The organism is Mycoplasma sp. 5370 (assembly GCF_054343435.1).
In genome coordinates, this window is record NZ_JBTGVF010000004.1 from 1 (window position 1) to 18,247 (window position 18,247).

Genomic DNA, 18,247 nt, shown 5'->3' on the forward strand with positions numbered 1-18,247 from the left:
ATGATTGATATAATATTGAAAATGATTTAAACTCAAGGGAAAATGCTCAAATAATTGCAAATAAAGAATCAAATAATTTTTACGATTATGATTTAACTTTTTCTAGAGAAAGATTAGAAAGAGAATATGATAGTGAAATAAAAGATTATAAAGAACATATAGAAAAAGATTCTATTCATTTTATATTGTCAAGACCTTTAAAAATCATATCTACTGAAGGTGAAAATGAAAAAAGAAGACATTAATAATTTTCATAATTTATTTATAAAAAAAATATTATTGGTTTATAATTATATTAATAGTAATAAAAAATGGTTGCTGTTAGCAACCTTTTCATATATTTTTAAGGAGAAAAATGGATATTTTAGAAAAATTAAAAGAGAATTTTAGTTCAATTTTAGAAGCTTATTTTGAAAAAGAAGGAAGTCTTAATTTTTTAAGAATAAAAACAAATTTTACTGATTTGAATGATGTTGAAAAAATTTCAAGAAAAATATCTGACTTTTTAGATAAAGAAGATTTTATAAAAGAAGAATATTATTTAGATGTATTTTCCAAAGGTACTGACATTGATATAAATATAGAAAATATAGAAGAATTTACCAATAAAAAAATTCAAATTTGATTTAATAAAAAAGATTTTATTATAGGAAAATTAATCCAAAACAATGAAAATACTTTATTACTAGAAATTAATTTAAAAGGCAGAATGAAAAAAGAAGAAATAAATAAAGAAAAAATAGAAAAAATTAATTTATATATAAATATTTAGGAGAAAAATGGCAAGAAAATCTGTAAATTCTAAAAATATTTCAAAGAACAAAATATTTTTTAATCAATTAAAAGAAATTTCAGAATTTAGAAAAATAGATATACAAACAATTATGAAAATTCTTGAAGATTCTTTTATAAAAACAATTACTAAAAACTTAGATCCTGACGCTGAAATAGAACTAATTGTTGATTATGAAAATGAAAATATTAGATTAGTAAACAAAACAGCTTTAGTAGTTTCTGACGAAACTTATAATGAAGATATTGCAGCAGATGAAGGTTTAAAAACTTGTGAAATTTCCATTTCACAAGCAAAACAATTATTTGCACACAAAGTTCAAGAAGATGAAAAAGTTTCTATTGATATTGATTTTGAAACTTTGCCAAAAAATATATTTTCACCAGTTCAGCAACAATTTAAACAAAAAATTGCCGAACTTGTAAGAGAAGCTGTTTATCAAAAATATTCAACTTTAAAAGGAAAAGTAGTAAAAGCAAAATTAATTTCTAAATTAAGAGCAGGATACTTATATGAAATTGAAGACGATCAAGTTCATGCATTTATGCCTAAACACTTAGCTACAAATTCTAAAAAGAAGAATGAGCTTGGTTTAAGCGAAGATGTTTATATTGAAGATGTGCTTGAAGAAGTAAAAGATACACAAATAATTATTTCTAATTCATCAAATAACATCTTAAAAGACTTAATTGAAAAAGAAATTCCTGAGATTGCAGCAGGAGAAATAGAAATCTTTAGAATAGCAAGACATGCAGGAGAAAGATCCAAAGTTGCTATTAAATCTACATCTGGAACAGTGATTAATAATGTAGGAGCATTAGTTGGAAAATCTGGAAGTCGAATTGAATTAATAGTAAATGAACTAGGAGAAGAAAAAGTAGATATTATTGAATATTCAGAAGATTTAAACCAATTTATAGTAAATGCTTTAGCACCAACAAGAATAGTTTCTGTTTTACCATTTAAATCTAAAAAAATGAATAAAATTGTTGTTGTTGTTCCTGATTCACAACATTCGCTTGCTATTGGTAAAAAAGGAATCAATGTTACTTTAGCTTCTGAACTAACAAGATCAAGAATTGACATTTATTCTTATACAAAAGCCTTAAATGATGGTTTTAAATTAAACTGAAATGGAAATATTAGTTCTAAAAGCGAATTAGAAACAATTGAAAATGAATTTAAAAGCAGAACTTCAACAAATGCTAAAATCAAAAAAGCACCTTATACTACTAATAAAACAAGAAATAGTAAATCTAAAATTAATCCTAATTATTTACTTGATGAATTTGATAAAGATATTCAAAAATATAACGAAGATTTTGGTTTAAATATTTCTGAAGAAACAGCAAATAGCGAACAAAAAGTAGAAAAAAATGATTCAACTTCAAAATCATCAACTAAAGTTGAAAAAGATTCTGTAGTTAAAAATAATAGAAAAGCAAATGTAAATAAATTTGATGGTGATAGCATTTTTGACAATGCATTTTCTGATTTTCAAGATAATATTGATAACAACAAACCAAAAACAGAAGAACTTTATACAAAAGAAGATTTAAAACAAATTAGTGAAGAAATTAAGAATTACAAAATGGATAATGATTTAGCTGAATTTGCTGGTTTAAATGATTTTGATTTTGATATAAATGATGCTGATTGAGATGATGAAGAAAATGAATAATGACTATTCAAGAAAATGCATTTTTTCAAACAATATCATCCTTATAACAAAATTAATGCGTTTTACTAAAACAAAGGAAAATACAGTAATTATAGACAAAAATAAAAATCTACAAGGGCGTGGAGCTTATATAGAAAATGTCAAAGAGAGCATTTTAAAAGCTTTTGAGAAAAAACTTCTTAATAAGTCTTTTAAAATGAATATAACAAAAGAAAATTACGATCAATTAAGAAAGGAAATAGAACTAATTTATGGCAAAGAAACACATTAGAAAATCTAATACAGAAGAAATTAAATCCCAGTTAGTTAGTGTAAAAACTGAATTAAAAGATGGTATTTTTATTTTTACAGGAGCAATGACAATTGCAGAATTTACAAAAAAAATTAATAAACCTGCTAATGAAATCATTACAAACCTTTTTAAAAAAGGAAAAATGTATACTTTAAATCATACACTTTCTGAAGATGAAATAGCTGAATTGTGTATTGAATATGGTTTTGATTTTCAAAAAGAAGTAGAAATAAATGCTTCCAACTTTATGGATGAAGTTGAAATAAGTGATCATGAAAGTGAACTTGAAAATAGAGTACCAATAATTACTATAATGGGACATGTTGATCATGGTAAAACAACATTATTAGATACTATAAGAAAAAGTAATGTTGCAAGTGGTGAAGCTGGTGGTATTACTCAACACACTGGTGCTTATCAAGTTGAATACCAAAACAAAAAAATAACCTTTTTAGACACTCCAGGTCACGAAGCATTTACAGAAATGCGTGCAAGAGGTGCAAAAATAACAGATATTGTTATTTTAGTAGTTGCTGCTGATGATGGAGTTATGCCTCAAACCATTGAGGCAATTGATCATGCAAGAAATGCAAAAGTTCCTATAATAGTTTTTGTTAACAAAATTGACAAACCTTCAATTGATATTGAAAGAGTAAAATCAGAACTTTCTACCCACAATATTCTTCCTGAAGAATGAGGAGGAGACAATATGTTTGTTTATGGTTCTGGTAAAACCGGTCAAGGACTAAACGACTTATTTGAAGCAATTAATTTACAAGCGGAAGTTCTTAATTTAAAAGCAAATAGAAATAGATATCCTATCGGTACAGTAGTTGAATCAAAATTAGATAAAGGTAAAGGAGTTACTGCAACATTAATTGTTCAAAATGGAACTCTTTATCCAAGAGATTTTATTGTTGCAGGTTCTAAATACGGAAAAATTAGAACAATGCATGATTCCCATGGACAAATTCTTGAAAAAGCAACTCCAGGTACTCCTGTAGTTGTTACTGGTTTAAATTATGTGCCTTTAGCAGGAGATAAATTCTTTGGTTTTCCAGAAGAAAAATTTGCTAAAAATTTAGCTGAAGAAAAAGCTTTTGTAGATAAACAAACACAACTAAAAGAAAGAAATTCCGTAATTTTTGAAGAAGGTAAAAAAGTTATTAATTTAATTATCAAAAGCGATGTGCACGGAACTTCAGAAGCTATAAAATCATCTTTAGAGAGATTAAAAAACGATGAAGCTTTTGTTAATGTAGTACATGCTTCTGTTGGAGATGTTACAAAAGCAGATATTTTACTTGCAGAAGCATCAAATGCAATTATTTATGTATTTAATACAAATGTCCCAAGCTCTATAAAACAGTTTGCAACTCAGCAAAAAATAGAGATAAAAGAATATTCTGTAATTTATAAAATCACTGAAGAAGTAGAAACTTTATTAAAAGGTTATAAGGAACCAAAATATGAAGAGGTTAATATAGGTGAAGCGTTAGTTCTTAAACTTTTTAGTTATTCAAAAGTTGGAATTATTGCTGGATGTACTATGATTAGTGGTAAATTTAAAAATAACTGTAAAGTTAAAGTTATTAGAAAAAATAAAGTTATTTATACAGGAAAATTGGACTCTTTAAGAAAAGGTCCAAATGATGCTAAAGAAGTAGCAATGGGTATGGAATTTGGTTGTCATATTTATAAATATAACGAAATTCAAGTTGATGATACTATTCAAGCATTTGAAGATGTTTTAATTGAAGAATAATATGAACTCAATTACATTAAGAAAAAAAGAATCCCACTATTTTTTACTAGTTTCTAAAATTATAAGTGAAGAAATAACAAATGCTAATATAATTGGAGCAACTGTAAATGATGTAAAACTTTCTAACGATGGTTCACATTTAAAAATTTATTTAAGTTTTATAAAATCACCTCAAAAAGGTTTAGAAGCAATAAATAATGCAAAAGGATTTATTAGAACTCAATTATCCAAAATAGTAAATTCTAGAACAGTGCCACAATTACATTTCTTTTTAGATGAAGTATTAGACAATGCACAAAGAATAGAAGAAATACTTGCTAAAATCAAAGAAAAAGATAACTCTAAGTAAGTTATCTTTTTTTATTTAGGATTATTAATATAAAGTCATAAATTGAAAAAACATTTGGTTAAGCTTTCTCAGTTTAATGTATTAAAAAACTGTTTATGCCTGTTTTATGGGGCAAAACGGTTTTTATTTATCTGATTTAATTACATTTTATTGTGTTTTGATTTTTATTAATTCTCATTTAATTATTTTTTATTTTTCAATAACCCTTTTTTGAACTTCCTATATATTCTATTTTATTTTCTTCTTTTAATTTAGCAATATCACGTTCAATTGTTGTTTTAGACACTCCTAATATATTTTTAAGATTACTTCTTGTTATATTATTATTTACTTTCATTAACTCTAAAATTTTCTCTATTCGTTTTTTAGTATTTTGTTTTAAATTTTGGGCTTCATTTTGGGCTTCATTTTGGGCTTCATTTTGGGCTTCATTTTGGGCTTCATCTTCTATTTTATAATTTCTATTGAATAATGTAACAATCACGCCGTTATCAGAAATATAGTATTTAGGTTGTTTTTTAAAATCAGAATAATCTTCAAATATTCTTCTTACTCCTGTTGCATAGTTTTCTATCATATCAATTTTATCTAATGCATTTACAATGATTTTATTTCTTTTTGCAGCCATTCCCATTTTTATATTTTCAAGAGTTAAACCATCAGGTAAACTACCTGGTGAAAAAATTTGAACTCTATCTATATAAAATTCAATTTTTACATCACCGCTTAGTGTATAGTCTCTATGGCAATAACAATTTACAATAGCTTCTCTCAATGCTCTCTTAGGAATGTCTAAATACTCTTCTCTATCTGGTTTACCTGAAATGGTAACTCTTTTTCTATTGGATAAACTAGAAAAATACAATATCTCATCTAGCTGTTTTAAAATTGACCCAGTAAATTCTTTTTTATCTAAAAATTCAATAACTCCCTTATCTTGAAACACTGCGAATTTACTTATTGTTGGATTTTGATCACTTAACAACAAAGCAGCATTATTATATTTATCATTTTTGCCTTTTAACGATAAAGCATATATATCAAATTTTATATTTTTTTCTTTAAATCTATTTTCAATATATGTAAAAGTCAAATCATTTCTATCAATACTATTTGATTCAAAATCATTTGATGGATGATTTCTAATCATTCTTTCAATTTCATTAAAACTTGCAACTCTTTTTGTACTACCAACTCGAATAAAAATCCCTTTAGAATTAAATCCTTCTCCTTCTTTATAAAAATAAGGTTTCTCCTTACCTTCAGTTATTTTAATTTTAAAAGGTATTTCATTAGGAAGAATATCAATTAAGTTTATAACATTTGGACTAAAAGCATTTGACACTCAATTAGATAGCAATTGTTCTCATTCTTGTTTTTTTATTTTCTATCAATTCTTTATCAATACTACCATCATCTCTAACTCCTAGATGTATTTCTCCACCCTTGCTGTTTAAAAAAGAAACTATTTCTGCTTTTAGTTTATTTGCTTTATCTGGAATATCAATTTTATATTCAATTTTACTATTTTCCATATATCTCCCTATTTATGCGTTTGTTGTTTTCAAATATCATTCAATGAATTTATTATATCCAACACTTTATTTATTATATTTAAATTTTAATATTGTTTTAAAATTCAGAAATAGTTGATTTATTATACTTTTTCTTTTAATTAAATTATACATAACATAACTTATTTTAGTTTAAATCAATTGAAAATTTAATTAATTTTCTAAATCTATGTTTTTAAATTAATTTTTATTTATTTTTTTATATTAATTTATAAATAGGGACTTTAATAATACTTCAATATTTAAAATTTTAGGAAAAACGAGCTTATTTTCCTAATTTTTTTCTTTTTTATTTGTTTTTTATAAAAAAAAGAAACTTTTAGATGGAGGAAAAAAATGGAAATTTATAAAATAGGAAAAATAGTTTCAAAAAACAAAAATTACATTATATTAGAAAGTTCATCAACAGGACATCTTATATATGTTGTCAATAGCGATAAATTTGAAAAAGGAGAAAATAGAAAAGTTTATATTTACAATTGAGAAAATGATTATCAAAAAACAACATATGGATTTGAAAATTTTAGAGAAAGAATTTTATTTGAAGATTTATTAACAATATCAGGTGTTGGTCCTAAAACAGCATTATCCTTTATTTCTGAAGGATGAGAAAAAGGAATTAATTTAATTGCAGAAGGTGATTGAGAAAGACTTTCAAAATATACTTATATATCACAAAAAATAGCAAGACAAATTGTTTTTGATTTTCAAAATAAATATAGAAAAATATTAAGTAATTTAAAATCCAAAGAAGAAAAAGTAGATGAAAACAGCACAGAAAATGAATCTCATGAATTTGAAAATGAGTCTAATTCAAAACTTGATTTTAAGGTAATGAGTGAATTAGAAGATACACTTAAAGTCCTTGGTTTCCAAAAAAGACAAATTGATTATGCGATTTCATCTTTAGAACCAAGTGAAAATTTTGAATTCTTAGTTGAAGAAGCTATTAAATTAATTTCTAATGCAAGAGAATTTAGAAATTAGACCAAAAAATTTCGATGAATTTATTGGTCAAACAGAGCTAGTTAATACAATTAAAGTTTTAATAGGTTCATCAAAAAAGCGTAAAAAAACTCTTGATCATTTATTGTTTTTTGGACCACCAGGTCTTGGAAAAACAACTTTAGCAAAAATTATTTCAACGGAATTAGATGGTCAAATTAAGTTTATACAAGGTTCTTTAATAGAGAAAAAATCAGATATTCTTTCAATTTTTGGTTCTGTTAAAAAAGGGGATTTAATTTTTATTGATGAAATTCATTCTATGAATAAAAATATGGAAGAATTACTTTATACAGCAATGGAAGAATATGTAATTGATATTCAAATTGGAGTAGATGGAGAAAATAAAATAATGAGAATGAAATTACCTGAGTTTACTTTAATAGGTGCTACAACTAAATTTGAAAGATTAAGTCAACCATTAAAAGATCGTTTTGGTTTCATTGCAAAATTACAAAAATATTCTCCAGAAGAAATGAAAATCATTGCAAAAAATTCTTCATCAAAATTAAATATAGAAATTTCAGATAATGATATAAGATATATCACTAAATTTGCTAATAGTACACCAAGAATTTTAAACAATATTTTAAAAAGAATCAGAGATTTTTATATTTTTTCTCAAAAATCTAAAATTGATAAAAATTTAATTGATGAAACTCTTAAAAATATTGGAATTCATCATAATGGTTTAACTCATTTACATGTTGATTATTTAAAACTTTTAGGTAATATTTTCAAAAGAAAAAGTGTATCTTTGGATGTAATTTCAGGAATTTTAAAAGATAATAAAGATAACATATTGTTAAATATAGAACCCAATTTATTAGAATTAAATTTAATTGAAAAAACTAGTAGAGGGAGAAGAATTACGATTGAAGGAGAAGAATATTTAAAAAAATATAACTATATTAGTTAAAAATAACTAAAAATACCTTATAATATAAAATATTATTATGAAAAAGTTTTTTAGAAATATATTTAGTGCTAAAAATTGAAAAAGGTGATTTATTGCTTTTTTCACTTTTTCAACAGTCATAGTTTCAATTACATTAGGAAGCAAATATTATATTTCAAAAAATATTAATAAATCTATTGAATACGGTGGTGGTGCTGAAGTTCTTGTTCAAGTTACTTCAGAAGATAAAAATAAACCAATCGATAATGAAACAATAAAAAGGGCAGACCAAGCAATATTTAATCGTTTAACCGGTGGAGTCGGTTTAAATGGTACACAAGTTGCAATTGAGGGCGAAGGTAGAATAAGAATTTCTCGAAGTGGAATAACCACTAATGAAGAAATTGTTGATTTTACAAATGAAGTTATTGCAAAACAACAAATTATAATCACAGACATAAATAATAAACCTTTATTTTATAATGGAAAATTTACTACAGGACAAACTTTAGATTTTGAAAATGTAGATAAATGAAATGAAAGAGATTATGTTGCACCATTTAAATCAGGTGGAGCAAAAGAGCAAATTGACAGCAATAATAGAAATCAAGTATTAATTAATTTAGCCGATAAATCTGGTGAGTTAGAATGAACAAAAGCTACTGACTATATTTCCAAAAGACCGTCTGGTCAAAATTTAATTTTAGTTTGATTAAACTTAAAAGATTTAATTCATCTTGCTAATACTAACTTTAGAGATGAATGAGTTAATTCTGGATTTAATCCATATAAATTTGTTCATGTTAATGAAGAAACACAACCAAAAACTGTAACAAATCCTCAAACACATCAACCAACAGTATTTCAACCAATTTTAAAAGAAGCACAATTTGATGCTAAAAAATATTTAATTTCATCCGCTCAAGTTAATAGTGCTTTATCTGGTGAATCTTTTGTTATTCAAGGGAATTTCACATCAAGTGAAGCAAAACAGTTAGCTTTAAATATAAATTATGGAACCGATAATTATTCATTAAAACTTTTATCTTCCTCATTTGTGCCTAGAGATTTAGGAGAGAATGCATTTAATGGAGCTTTAATTGCAGGAATAATTTCAATTTCTATAATTGCTTTATTTATGATAGTTAATTATGGACTTCTTGGTTTCTTATCTACAATTTCTTTAAGTTTATATATATTTCTAACTTCATTATTATTCACAACAGTAAGAGGGGAATATTCACCTTCTACTATTGCTGCTTTAATAATAGGAATTGGTATGTCTGTCGATGCGAATATAATATCGTTTGAATCGATTAAAAAAGAAATTTATATGGGTTCTAGCAGCATTAAAGCAAATAGTAAAGCAAATAAATTTTCTTTTTCTACAATTCTGGATTCGAATATAACGACATTAATTGTTGCTGTAATTCTCTTCTTTTTTGGGACCAAAGATATTAAAGGTTTTGCAGTAACTTTACTATTTTCTGTGTTATTTACATTGTTAATTATGCTGTTCTTTACAAAATGAATTACAACAATGCTTGTAAAAACGGGTGTATTTGATAAAAATAAATTTTTATTAGGGGTTAGAAAAAAATACATTCCTTTATATGCAAGAGGTTATGTTGCAAAAATAGAAAGACCAGAATACCTAAATTATGTTAAATTTACTCACTACATTCCAGTTATTATTTTTATAGCTGCTTTTATTGTATTTACCACATTTGCAGTAATAAATAAGGATTTTATAAAAGGATTTAACCTTTCTTTAGAGTTTAGTGGTGGAACAAATATTTTAGTTGAAACTAAAGATAAAGATTTTGATTTTCTAACTTTAAATAAAGCAAATGAAATCAAAGACTTTCTTGAAAATAAAGGAATAATAAACGATAATCATCAAATTATTATTCAAAAAGTAGATCAACAAGCAGATATTTATAATGTTATAGTTAGAACTAATCAAAATATAACTAATATTCTTAATGAAATTAGTCCAGAATTAAATACTAAGTTTCAAAATATAAATATTATTACATATAGTATTTCTTCAGAAGAAGCAAGAAGTTTAGTAAATAATGCTATTATTTCTGTATTAGTTGCACTATTTGCTGTTATCTTCTATATAATTTTAAGATTAAGATGAACATTTGCAATAGCTGCAATTATTTCGCTAATTCATAATGTTATAATAGTTTTCTTAATCTTTATCATTTTCAGATTACAAATCTCACCAATTTTTATAGCCGCTATACTTTCAATAATTGGTTACTCTATTAACGATACTATAGTTGTTTTTGATAGAATTAAAGAAATCTTTAAAGAATTACCATATAAAGAAGTTAACGACTATAATAGATTAAGATTTATAGTTAATAAAACTATTAAAGAAACTATAAAACGTTCAATCTTTACTTCTTTAACAACAATTTTAACTGTATTAATTTTAATTATTTTTAAAGATTCAACTGATTTATACTTTAACATTGCATTGGTAACTGGTGTTGTGTTTGGAACATATTCATCATTATTTATCGCAAGTCATATTTGATTATTAGTTGAGACTTGAAGAAACAAAAGAAAAGCAAAAAGAATTGCAAATAAATACTGAAATACTCAAAAAATAAAAGAACAAACTTTTGTTGGTATTAATGATTTTGAAGCATAAAAAAGGAAAAAAATGTATATAAAACCAAAAGGCACAAAAGATATATACGATAAAGAAGTGTTCTTGTTACAAAAAATACAAGAAACTTTTTTTAATATTATAAAAAATTGAAATTTTAAATATATAGAAACTCCAATTTTTGAATATTCAAATTTATTTATTAGAACATCTGGAGAAACATCGGATATAGTAAATAAAGAAATGTATTTATTTAAAGATAAATCCGATAGAGAGTTAGCTCTTAGACCGGAAGGAACCGCTTCAACAGTAAGGGCTATTTTGGAAAATAAGTTATATATAAATAATAATAAGTTTGCTTATTTTGGACCTATGTTTCGTTATGAACGCCCACAAAAAGGACGTTTTAGACAATTTTATCAAGCTGGAATTGAATATATTAGCCAAAGCAATTATCTATATGATTTTGAAATTATAAGTTTTGCTACAAGATTTTTAGAACTTTTAAAAATTAAAGAAGTAAAGTTAAAAATTAACTGTTTAGGTTCAAGAGAAGACAGGGAAAAATATTTAGTTGAATTAAAAAAATATTTGATTACTCATCAAGATGAATTAGAAAAAGAATCAATTATTAGATTAGAAAAAAATCCTTTAAGAATTTTAGATGATAAAATAGAACAGACTAAAACATTTATCAAACAAGCACCAAAAATTTTAGACTTTATTAATGAAAAATCAAAAAATGAATTTAATAAATTGCAGGAGTTGATGCAAAAACAAAATATTGATTTTGAAGTAGATGAATTTTTAGTTCGTGGACTTGATTATTATGATGATTTTGTTTTTGAGTTTGAGTCAAGTTCAAAAGCTCTTGGTTCTAAAAGTACATTAATTGGTGGTGGAAGATATAATAATCTTTTTTGAGAACTAAATGGTCCACAAATGTCTGCAATTGGACTTGGAATTGGAGTTGAAAGAATTATTGAAATTTTAGACTTTAATAATGATTTTAATTATAATTCTGGAATTGATATTTATGTAGCAAGTTTTAATGAAGATGAATTTAATATAAATAATAAACTAATTCTAGAATTAAGAAAACACAACTTTAAGGTAGAATCCAATAAAGAAATTCAAAAAATAGCTAAAATTTTTGCAAAAGCAGAAAACATTAAAGCAAAATATATTTTATTTAAAGAAAAGAATCAAAAAAATACAGAACTAACATTAAAAAACCTTAGTACAAATGAAAAAAAGATTTTGCAAATAGTTGATATAAAAGCTTTTATAAAGGAAATACACAATGAAATTAATTAATAATAACGAATTAAATATAAAAAATGTAGGACAAACAGTTACTTTATATGGTTGAGTTCATAACATAAGAAAATTTAAAAATTTCACTTTTATTGATTTAAGAGATCGTTGAGGAATTACACAAATTATCTTTAATAATGAAGAAAAAAACTTGTTTATTGCTAAAGAGTATGTAATCCAAGTTACAGGAAAAGTTTTTGAAAGAAAAGAATATAATGATAATTTAGCTACCGGACAAATTGAAGTTATTGCTGATGAATTAATTATTCTTTCTAAATCAAAAGAATTGCCTTTTGAAATTAATGATAAAATTAATGTATCTGAAGAACTAAGATTAAAATATAGATTTTTAGACTTAAGAAGAAATATTTTAAAAGACACCATTATTTTTAAAAATAAAGTTTTTAAATATTTAAGAGATTTCTTAGATGAAAATGATTTTATCGATATCGAAACCCCAATTTTATCTAAATCAACACCAGAAGGAGCAAGAGATTTTTTAGTACCAACAAGAACTAAAGGAAAATTCTTTGCTTTACCACAATCACCACAATTATTTAAACAAATTTTAATGGTTTCTGGATTTGAAAGATACTTCCAATTTGCAAAAGTTTTTAGAGATGAAGATTTAAGAAAAGATAGACAATTTGAATTCTTTCAACTTGATCTTGAAATGTCTTTTATAGATGAAAAAGATATTCAAAATCTTGTAGAAAAAATGATGAAATACCTGTTTTCAAAATTAAATATTCCTTTAGAAATTCCTTTCCAAAGAATTGATTATGATTATGCAATCGATAATTATGGTAGCGATAAACCTGATTTAAGATACCAAAATAAATTAATTAATGCAAACATTTTAAATAACGAAAATGAATTTTTATTTAGTAACTCTACAACAAAAACTCTTTTTTTAGAAAAAGAAACAATTTCAAAAAAAGATTTCAAACATTTAGATGAAATAGTTCGTAAAAATAAAGGAAATAGATTACTTTATTTAATTTTAGAAAAAGGTCAAATAACATCTACTTCTTTTAAAATTGCTGATTTTTCAAAAATAAACAATTTTATACAAGAGCAAAAATTTAGTGATGGAACATTATTTATAGTTAATGATGAATATGAAAAAGTTTGTCAATCACTTGGAGCTTTAAGAGTAGAATTAAATAATTTATTTAAACTTGCTGATGAAAGTCTTTATAAATTTGCTTGAATAGTAAATTGACCAATGTTTGAATACGATGAAGAAAACAAAAGATATGCAGCTGCTCACCATCCTTTTACAATGTTTCAAGAACAATCAATTGACACTTTCCAAAGTGATCTAAAATCAGCAAAAGCTAAAGCATATGATTTAGTCTTAAATGGTTTTGAAGTTGCAGGAGGTTCTATTAGAATTCACGATAGTGAAATTCAAAGAAAAATGTTTGAAACCATTTCAATGTCTAAGGAACAAGCAGAAAGTCAATTTGGATTCTTTTTAAATGCTTTAGAATACGGTGTTCCACCTCATGGAGGAATTGCTTTTGGTTTAGACAGACTAATTATGATTTTAACAAAATCAGAATCCATTAGAGACGTTATTCCTTTCCCTGTAAATTCAAAAGGTATAAACTTAATGATTGATTCACCTTCAGAAGTTACACAAGAACAACTAGATGAATACTTTTTAGAACCAAAGCAAAAATAACGAAAATAAAGAAAAATCACAAAAATTCATCTGTGATTTTATTTTTTAAACTCCTTCAGGGAATAAAGCAGTATGAGTAAATCCTTCATAATCTGCTTTCATTTTGGTAAGATTTTCTTTATAAGATTTTGTTTGTTTTGGATATTTTTGTTTATTTGATCCATCGATTAAATTATGAGCTGGTCCGTAGAAAGCATCGTCTGCATATTGCGTTAGAAAGACAACGCCACCTTTACCAGAAATATCTTTTCAATCTCCTTTATTGGCTGTTGTTGCAAAAATTCCTACTGCAATACCATATTCATTAAGAGCTAATGAGCCAGAAGAACCTCAAAAGAGACCGGAATTACTTATAAGACCTTGATAACCAATCCCTTTCATTGTTCTATTATTATCAAGTTCAGATTTAACATCTTGGCCATTAGTAAAGTTTGCTCTTTGTGCAAATGCTGCACTGTCTCTTTCTATATTTTTGGAGTAATTACGCATTCAAAATTGTTGATTGTCTGTTGATGGATAACCAGCAATGTATATTGATTTAAGATTTGCGTGAGAACGATTTTTAGAATTATATTGATTAATTTTAGCATCTTCTTTATTTAATCATTGACTTGCATAATCAATATCAAGATAAGGAATAGAATTATTTTCAACATTAGGTATATTATTTTTACCTTTTGATCTTGTGATACTATTTTTTAATGCAGCAATTGCATTATCTATTTTAGTTTTAAATTGAGTTAAATTAGCATCTGTTGCATTTTTCAAATTATTATAGTGAATTTTTAATGAAAAGACTGCAAAATCTTTTCCTACAACTAAATCTTTATTTTTGTCTTCTTCTTGTTTTTGAGCACTTTCTACTAATTTTTTATTTGTTTGATCATCAAAGAAATTTGTAGCAACAAAGACTGTTTTTGGATTATCAAAAACATTTGTAGTTTTAATAAAACTATTTAATGTTGTGTCATCATACTTTGTAGTTTGTGCTGATGTTGCATTAGTATAATAGATTGCTTTATTACCTTGTCCAGGGTGTTCCAAATTATTTATTGAAGCATTATTTGCTATGTTTTTAGGAGCAAAACCGATGTTAAAACTTTCAATTGAATCTGTAGAATTTTTAGAGAAATAATCAGGAAAATCAGTTTTTCATTTTTGATCTAAAGCATTATATGCACGTTGATACACGTGAGCATTAGTAGCAAGGAAAAGAACTAATTCATCAGAATTTTCTTGATTATTTTTTCAAGCATAATCCAATAATCAAGCAGTACCATTTGGATTATTTGCTATTACACCAGATTGATTATCTTCAGGATCAACTCCGTTAGAATTAAAGGAAATTGCAAAACTTCTATCTAAAATTTCATTATAAGCTTCACTTTCAGAAATAATTAAATCAGAATCTTGTGGACCTAAATCATCCCTTTTTATTTGATCTTCTCTTTCTCGTTTTTCTCTAGCTTCTCTTAATTGTTTTTCAACATTGGAAGGATCAAAATAAGGTGGCATTCCGTTGTTTGGGTTTTCTTTTGGTGTTTCGGTTTCTGGGAGATTATCTTTAGGATTTGTAACTGGCTGTGTTGGTTTGGGTTCTTTTGAAGGAGGATTTTGAGGGTTTTCTGGTGTGTTTTCTTTACTTTTTTGTTTGTAAAAGAAACCAAAACCAAAGGATTCTTCTATATTTTTGATTTTAAAAGCTCAATACATTCTTGTTGGTTGGAGAGTTACAGAACTAACAGAAATATCACTAGAAAGTGTTAAATTTTGTTCTTGTAAAAATCCTTTTAATATTTCTAATTGTTTTGCATGAGAGATTTTATCAATCTTTTTTTCAAAAAATTTAGAAATATTTTTTTCTTCATCAGAGAATGTTTTCTTAGCATTCTTTAGAGTTTTATAGTCATTGGATTTTTCATATTGATGTTCATTGGTTGGTTTCACAGAAATTTCATTTTTAGTGTTTGAGCAAGAAAAAAGCATTAATGGAGTAAAAGAAGCAAGTGGAATAAATAACTTTTTAATAAATTTTTGTTTTTTCATTTTTGTAAAATATAAAAATAAAATCTAAAAAAATAGATTTTATTTAGTTAATTATTTATTTTGAATTGCTTTAATTCCAGGCAATTCTTTCCCTTCTAAGAACTCAATAGAAGCTCCACCACCTGTTGAAATATGACTAAATGCTTGTTCAAAACCAAGTTTTTCAACTGCCGCTACAGAGTCTCCCCCACCAATTACAGAGTAAGTGCCATTTAGTTTAGAAATTGCTTTTGCAACTTCTTCTGTTCCATATTTAAAGTTAGAAAATTCTGTTACTCCCATTGGTCCATTTCAAAGAACTGTTTTAGCACCTTCAAGTTCTTTTTTAAATAATTCTATTGAATATTTGTCAATATCTAGTCCCATTGTGTTATCAAGAATTTGTAAAGGATTTGAGTCATTTAAAATTCTTGGTTGATCTTCAAAAGATTTACCCATAGCGTGATCAACTGGTAAAATAATTTTGTTTTTGTATTTATTTAAATATTCTTTTGCTAACTCAATCTTATCTTCTTCAACAAGAGAAGTTCCAATATTAAAACCTAAAGCTTTATTGAATGTATAAGCCATACCACCACCAATAATAACTTTATCCGCTTTTTCTAAAAGTGATGATACAACACCGATTTTGTCTGAAATTTTAGCCCCACCTATAATTGCAACAAAAGGTTTTTCTGGATTTGTAACAATTTTGGAAAGTGCTTTCACTTCTTTTTCTAATAAGTAACCCATTGCAGATTCTTTGATGTTAGAAGCAATACCCACATTTGAAGCGTGTGCTCTATGAGCGGTTCCAAAAGCATCATTAATAAATACATCACCTAAAGAAGCTCAGTATTTTCCTAATTCTGGATTATTTTTTGATTCAGCTTTATCATTTAAATCTTCAAATCTTGTATTTTCAAATAATAAAATTTGCCCATCTTTTAATTTTTTAATTGCATCTTCAAGTTTTTTTCCTTTAGTTTCGCTAATAAAAAGAACTTCTTGATTTAATTGTTTAGAAAGTTCAATAGCAACTGGTTGAAGAGATTTTTTTGCTTTATCTGCTTCTTCTTTAATTCTTCCAAGATGAGAAAAGACAATTGCTTTTCCCCCTTCACTAATAACTTTTTTAATTGTTGGAAGAGAAGCTACAATTCTTTTTGTAGAAGTAATTTTACCATCTTTAATTGGAACGTTAAAATCTACTCTTATTAAAACTTTTTTACCTTTTAATTGTAGATCATCAATTGTTTTTTTAACTGTTGATTTCATTTATTCTCCTATTTTTTATTTTTATTAATAATATTATAAAACTTTTTTATTATTATAGTTATTTTTTATCTTTAATATTTAAATTATTTCACTGGTCAATGTTGTTTTCAATTTTGGCAAAAATAGTTTGTTTATGATCTATTTTGGAACTTAAATAAGTAAAAATTATGTCTGCAATGATAAAGGCAGAAATTTTTGAACCAATTGAACCAATTCTGTAATTTTGTTCAATACTATCTAAAAATATTACGTTTTGCACATTTTTAGTAACAGTTATTTTGCTATTTTTAGTCCATATGCTTGTAGCAATGGAAAATTTGTCTAAATACTCCTTTATTTGTTTAATTTCTAATGTTTTGCAACTTTTAGAAATTAAAGTAATATGCATATGGTCTTTTAATAAGTTACTAAAAGAAAAAAATTCGTGGATATCATTGATAAAAATAGTGTTAAAACCTATTTTTCTTAAATTGGTTGCAAGGTATTTTGCTACAAGAGCAGATTCTCCAACACCAAAGAAAATTGTCATTTTCCTGTATTTTAAAAGGGTATTAATATAATCTGTAATGTTTTTTTCTAGATTTAAATTAGTTAAAGTGCTTTCTAAAGAAAAAAGATAATGTGATTTTATATTATTCATTACTTGAGTTAAAGTTAAATTATTTTCATCTTTAATATCTATTTCTAAATCTTTTTTATATTGAATTCTTTGAGATACATAAATTTGTAAATCTTTAAAACTAGCAAACCCTATTTTTGTTGCAAAACGCGAAACAGTAGATTGAGAAATATCTAATTTTTTAGATAAATCCGTTGAATTTGTTTTAATAAAGTTAAAAGGTTCTTTCTCGATAAAATTTCAAATTTTTTTAAAAGAAGAAATAGAAAAGTTCTTTTTATCAATTTCTTCAATTAAATCCTTGTCAAAAATTAAAATGTTTTTATTCATATTGC

The 18,247-nt window shown here is 25.2% G+C and carries 16 protein-coding genes; 11 read left to right on the forward strand and 5 right to left on the reverse strand.

What is annotated here, in order from left to right; all coding sequences use genetic code 4:
- From ACXX88_RS00880 to rbfA, 6 genes are all read left to right on the forward strand, one after another.
- On the forward strand, positions 1–245 hold a 245-nt coding region (locus ACXX88_RS00880; RefSeq protein ID WP_458559307.1), incomplete at its 5' end, for a hypothetical protein.
- A gap of 110 nt (positions 246–355) precedes the next feature.
- Entirely contained in the window at positions 356–772 is a 417-nt protein-coding gene (locus ACXX88_RS00885; RefSeq protein WP_458559308.1) for a hypothetical protein, read from the forward strand.
- A gap of 7 nt (positions 773–779) precedes the next feature.
- Complete coding sequence (gene nusA / locus ACXX88_RS00890) at positions 780–2,474, forward strand: transcription termination factor NusA (protein WP_458559309.1); 1,695 nt, start codon at positions 780–782, stop codon at positions 2,472–2,474.
- Entirely contained in the window at positions 2,467–2,745 is a 279-nt protein-coding gene (locus ACXX88_RS00895) for a YlxR family protein (protein ID WP_458559310.1), read from the forward strand. The genes nusA and ACXX88_RS00895 overlap by 8 nt, the downstream gene beginning before the upstream one ends.
- The gene (gene infB, locus ACXX88_RS00900; RefSeq protein WP_436358546.1) at positions 2,726–4,531 is read left to right on the forward strand and encodes a translation initiation factor IF-2; all 1,806 of its coding nucleotides are present in this window, start codon (positions 2,726–2,728) and stop codon (positions 4,529–4,531) included. Before ACXX88_RS00895 ends, infB begins: the two co-directional genes overlap by 20 nt.
- 1 nt (position 4,532) lies before the next feature.
- On the forward strand, positions 4,533–4,880 hold the full coding sequence (gene rbfA, locus ACXX88_RS00905; protein ID WP_436358544.1) for a 30S ribosome-binding factor RbfA: 348 nt from the start codon (positions 4,533–4,535) through the stop codon (positions 4,878–4,880).
- Between the two features lie 178 nt (positions 4,881–5,058).
- On the opposite strand, the gene ACXX88_RS00910 is transcribed toward rbfA, so the two are convergent.
- Both ACXX88_RS00910 and ACXX88_RS00915 read right to left on the reverse strand, forming a co-directional pair.
- On the reverse strand, positions 5,059–6,240 hold the full coding sequence (locus ACXX88_RS00910; RefSeq protein WP_458559311.1) for an ATP-binding protein: 1,182 nt from the start codon (positions 6,238–6,240) through the stop codon (positions 5,059–5,061).
- The gene (locus ACXX88_RS00915) at positions 6,230–6,415 is read right to left on the reverse strand and encodes an AlbA family DNA-binding domain-containing protein (RefSeq protein ID WP_458559312.1); all 186 of its coding nucleotides are present in this window, start codon (positions 6,413–6,415) and stop codon (positions 6,230–6,232) included. The genes ACXX88_RS00910 and ACXX88_RS00915 overlap by 11 nt, the downstream gene beginning before the upstream one ends.
- Positions 6,416–6,790: 375 nt before the next feature.
- Between ACXX88_RS00915 and ruvA the strand changes: the two genes are divergently transcribed.
- From ruvA to aspS, 5 genes are read left to right on the forward strand one after another with little or no spacing between them, the layout of a single operon-like run.
- Complete coding sequence (gene ruvA, locus ACXX88_RS00920) at positions 6,791–7,441, forward strand: Holliday junction branch migration protein RuvA (protein ID WP_436358541.1); 651 nt, start codon at positions 6,791–6,793, stop codon at positions 7,439–7,441.
- Positions 7,419–8,378 carry a Holliday junction branch migration DNA helicase RuvB gene (gene ruvB, locus ACXX88_RS00925; RefSeq protein ID WP_458557246.1) on the forward strand — a complete coding sequence of 320 codons (960 nt, stop codon included), beginning with the start codon at positions 7,419–7,421 and terminating at the stop codon, positions 8,376–8,378. Before ruvA ends, ruvB begins: the two co-directional genes overlap by 23 nt.
- Before the next feature lie 37 nt (positions 8,379–8,415).
- Entirely contained in the window at positions 8,416–11,025 is a 2,610-nt protein-coding gene (secDF, locus tag ACXX88_RS00930; protein ID WP_458559313.1) for a protein translocase subunit SecDF, read from the forward strand.
- A gap of 12 nt (positions 11,026–11,037) precedes the next feature.
- On the forward strand, positions 11,038–12,300 hold the full coding sequence (gene hisS / locus ACXX88_RS00935; protein ID WP_458559314.1) for a histidine--tRNA ligase: 1,263 nt from the start codon (positions 11,038–11,040) through the stop codon (positions 12,298–12,300).
- Positions 12,287–13,990 (forward strand): aspartate--tRNA ligase, encoded by a 1,704-nt coding sequence (aspS, locus tag ACXX88_RS00940; protein WP_458559315.1) that lies wholly within the window; start codon positions 12,287–12,289, stop codon positions 13,988–13,990. The genes hisS and aspS overlap by 14 nt, the downstream gene beginning before the upstream one ends.
- Positions 13,991–14,035: 45 nt before the next feature.
- Here aspS and ACXX88_RS00945 read toward each other — a convergent pair whose 3' ends face one another.
- Genes ACXX88_RS00945 through ACXX88_RS00955 form a run of 3 tightly spaced genes read right to left on the reverse strand, consistent with a single transcriptional unit; the run spans position 14,036 to position 18,242 of the window.
- Complete coding sequence (locus ACXX88_RS00945) at positions 14,036–16,036, reverse strand: MIP family Ig-specific serine endopeptidase (protein ID WP_458559316.1); 2,001 nt, start codon at positions 16,034–16,036, stop codon at positions 14,036–14,038.
- Between the two features lie 51 nt (positions 16,037–16,087).
- On the reverse strand, positions 16,088–17,293 hold the full coding sequence (locus ACXX88_RS00950) for a phosphoglycerate kinase (protein WP_458559317.1): 1,206 nt from the start codon (positions 17,291–17,293) through the stop codon (positions 16,088–16,090).
- Positions 17,294–17,351: 58 nt separating this feature from the next.
- Positions 17,352–18,242: a MurR/RpiR family transcriptional regulator gene (locus tag ACXX88_RS00955; protein WP_436358534.1), complete on the reverse strand. Its 891-nt coding sequence runs from the start codon at positions 18,240–18,242 to the stop codon at positions 17,352–17,354.
- Positions 18,243–18,247 lie beyond the last annotated feature (5 nt).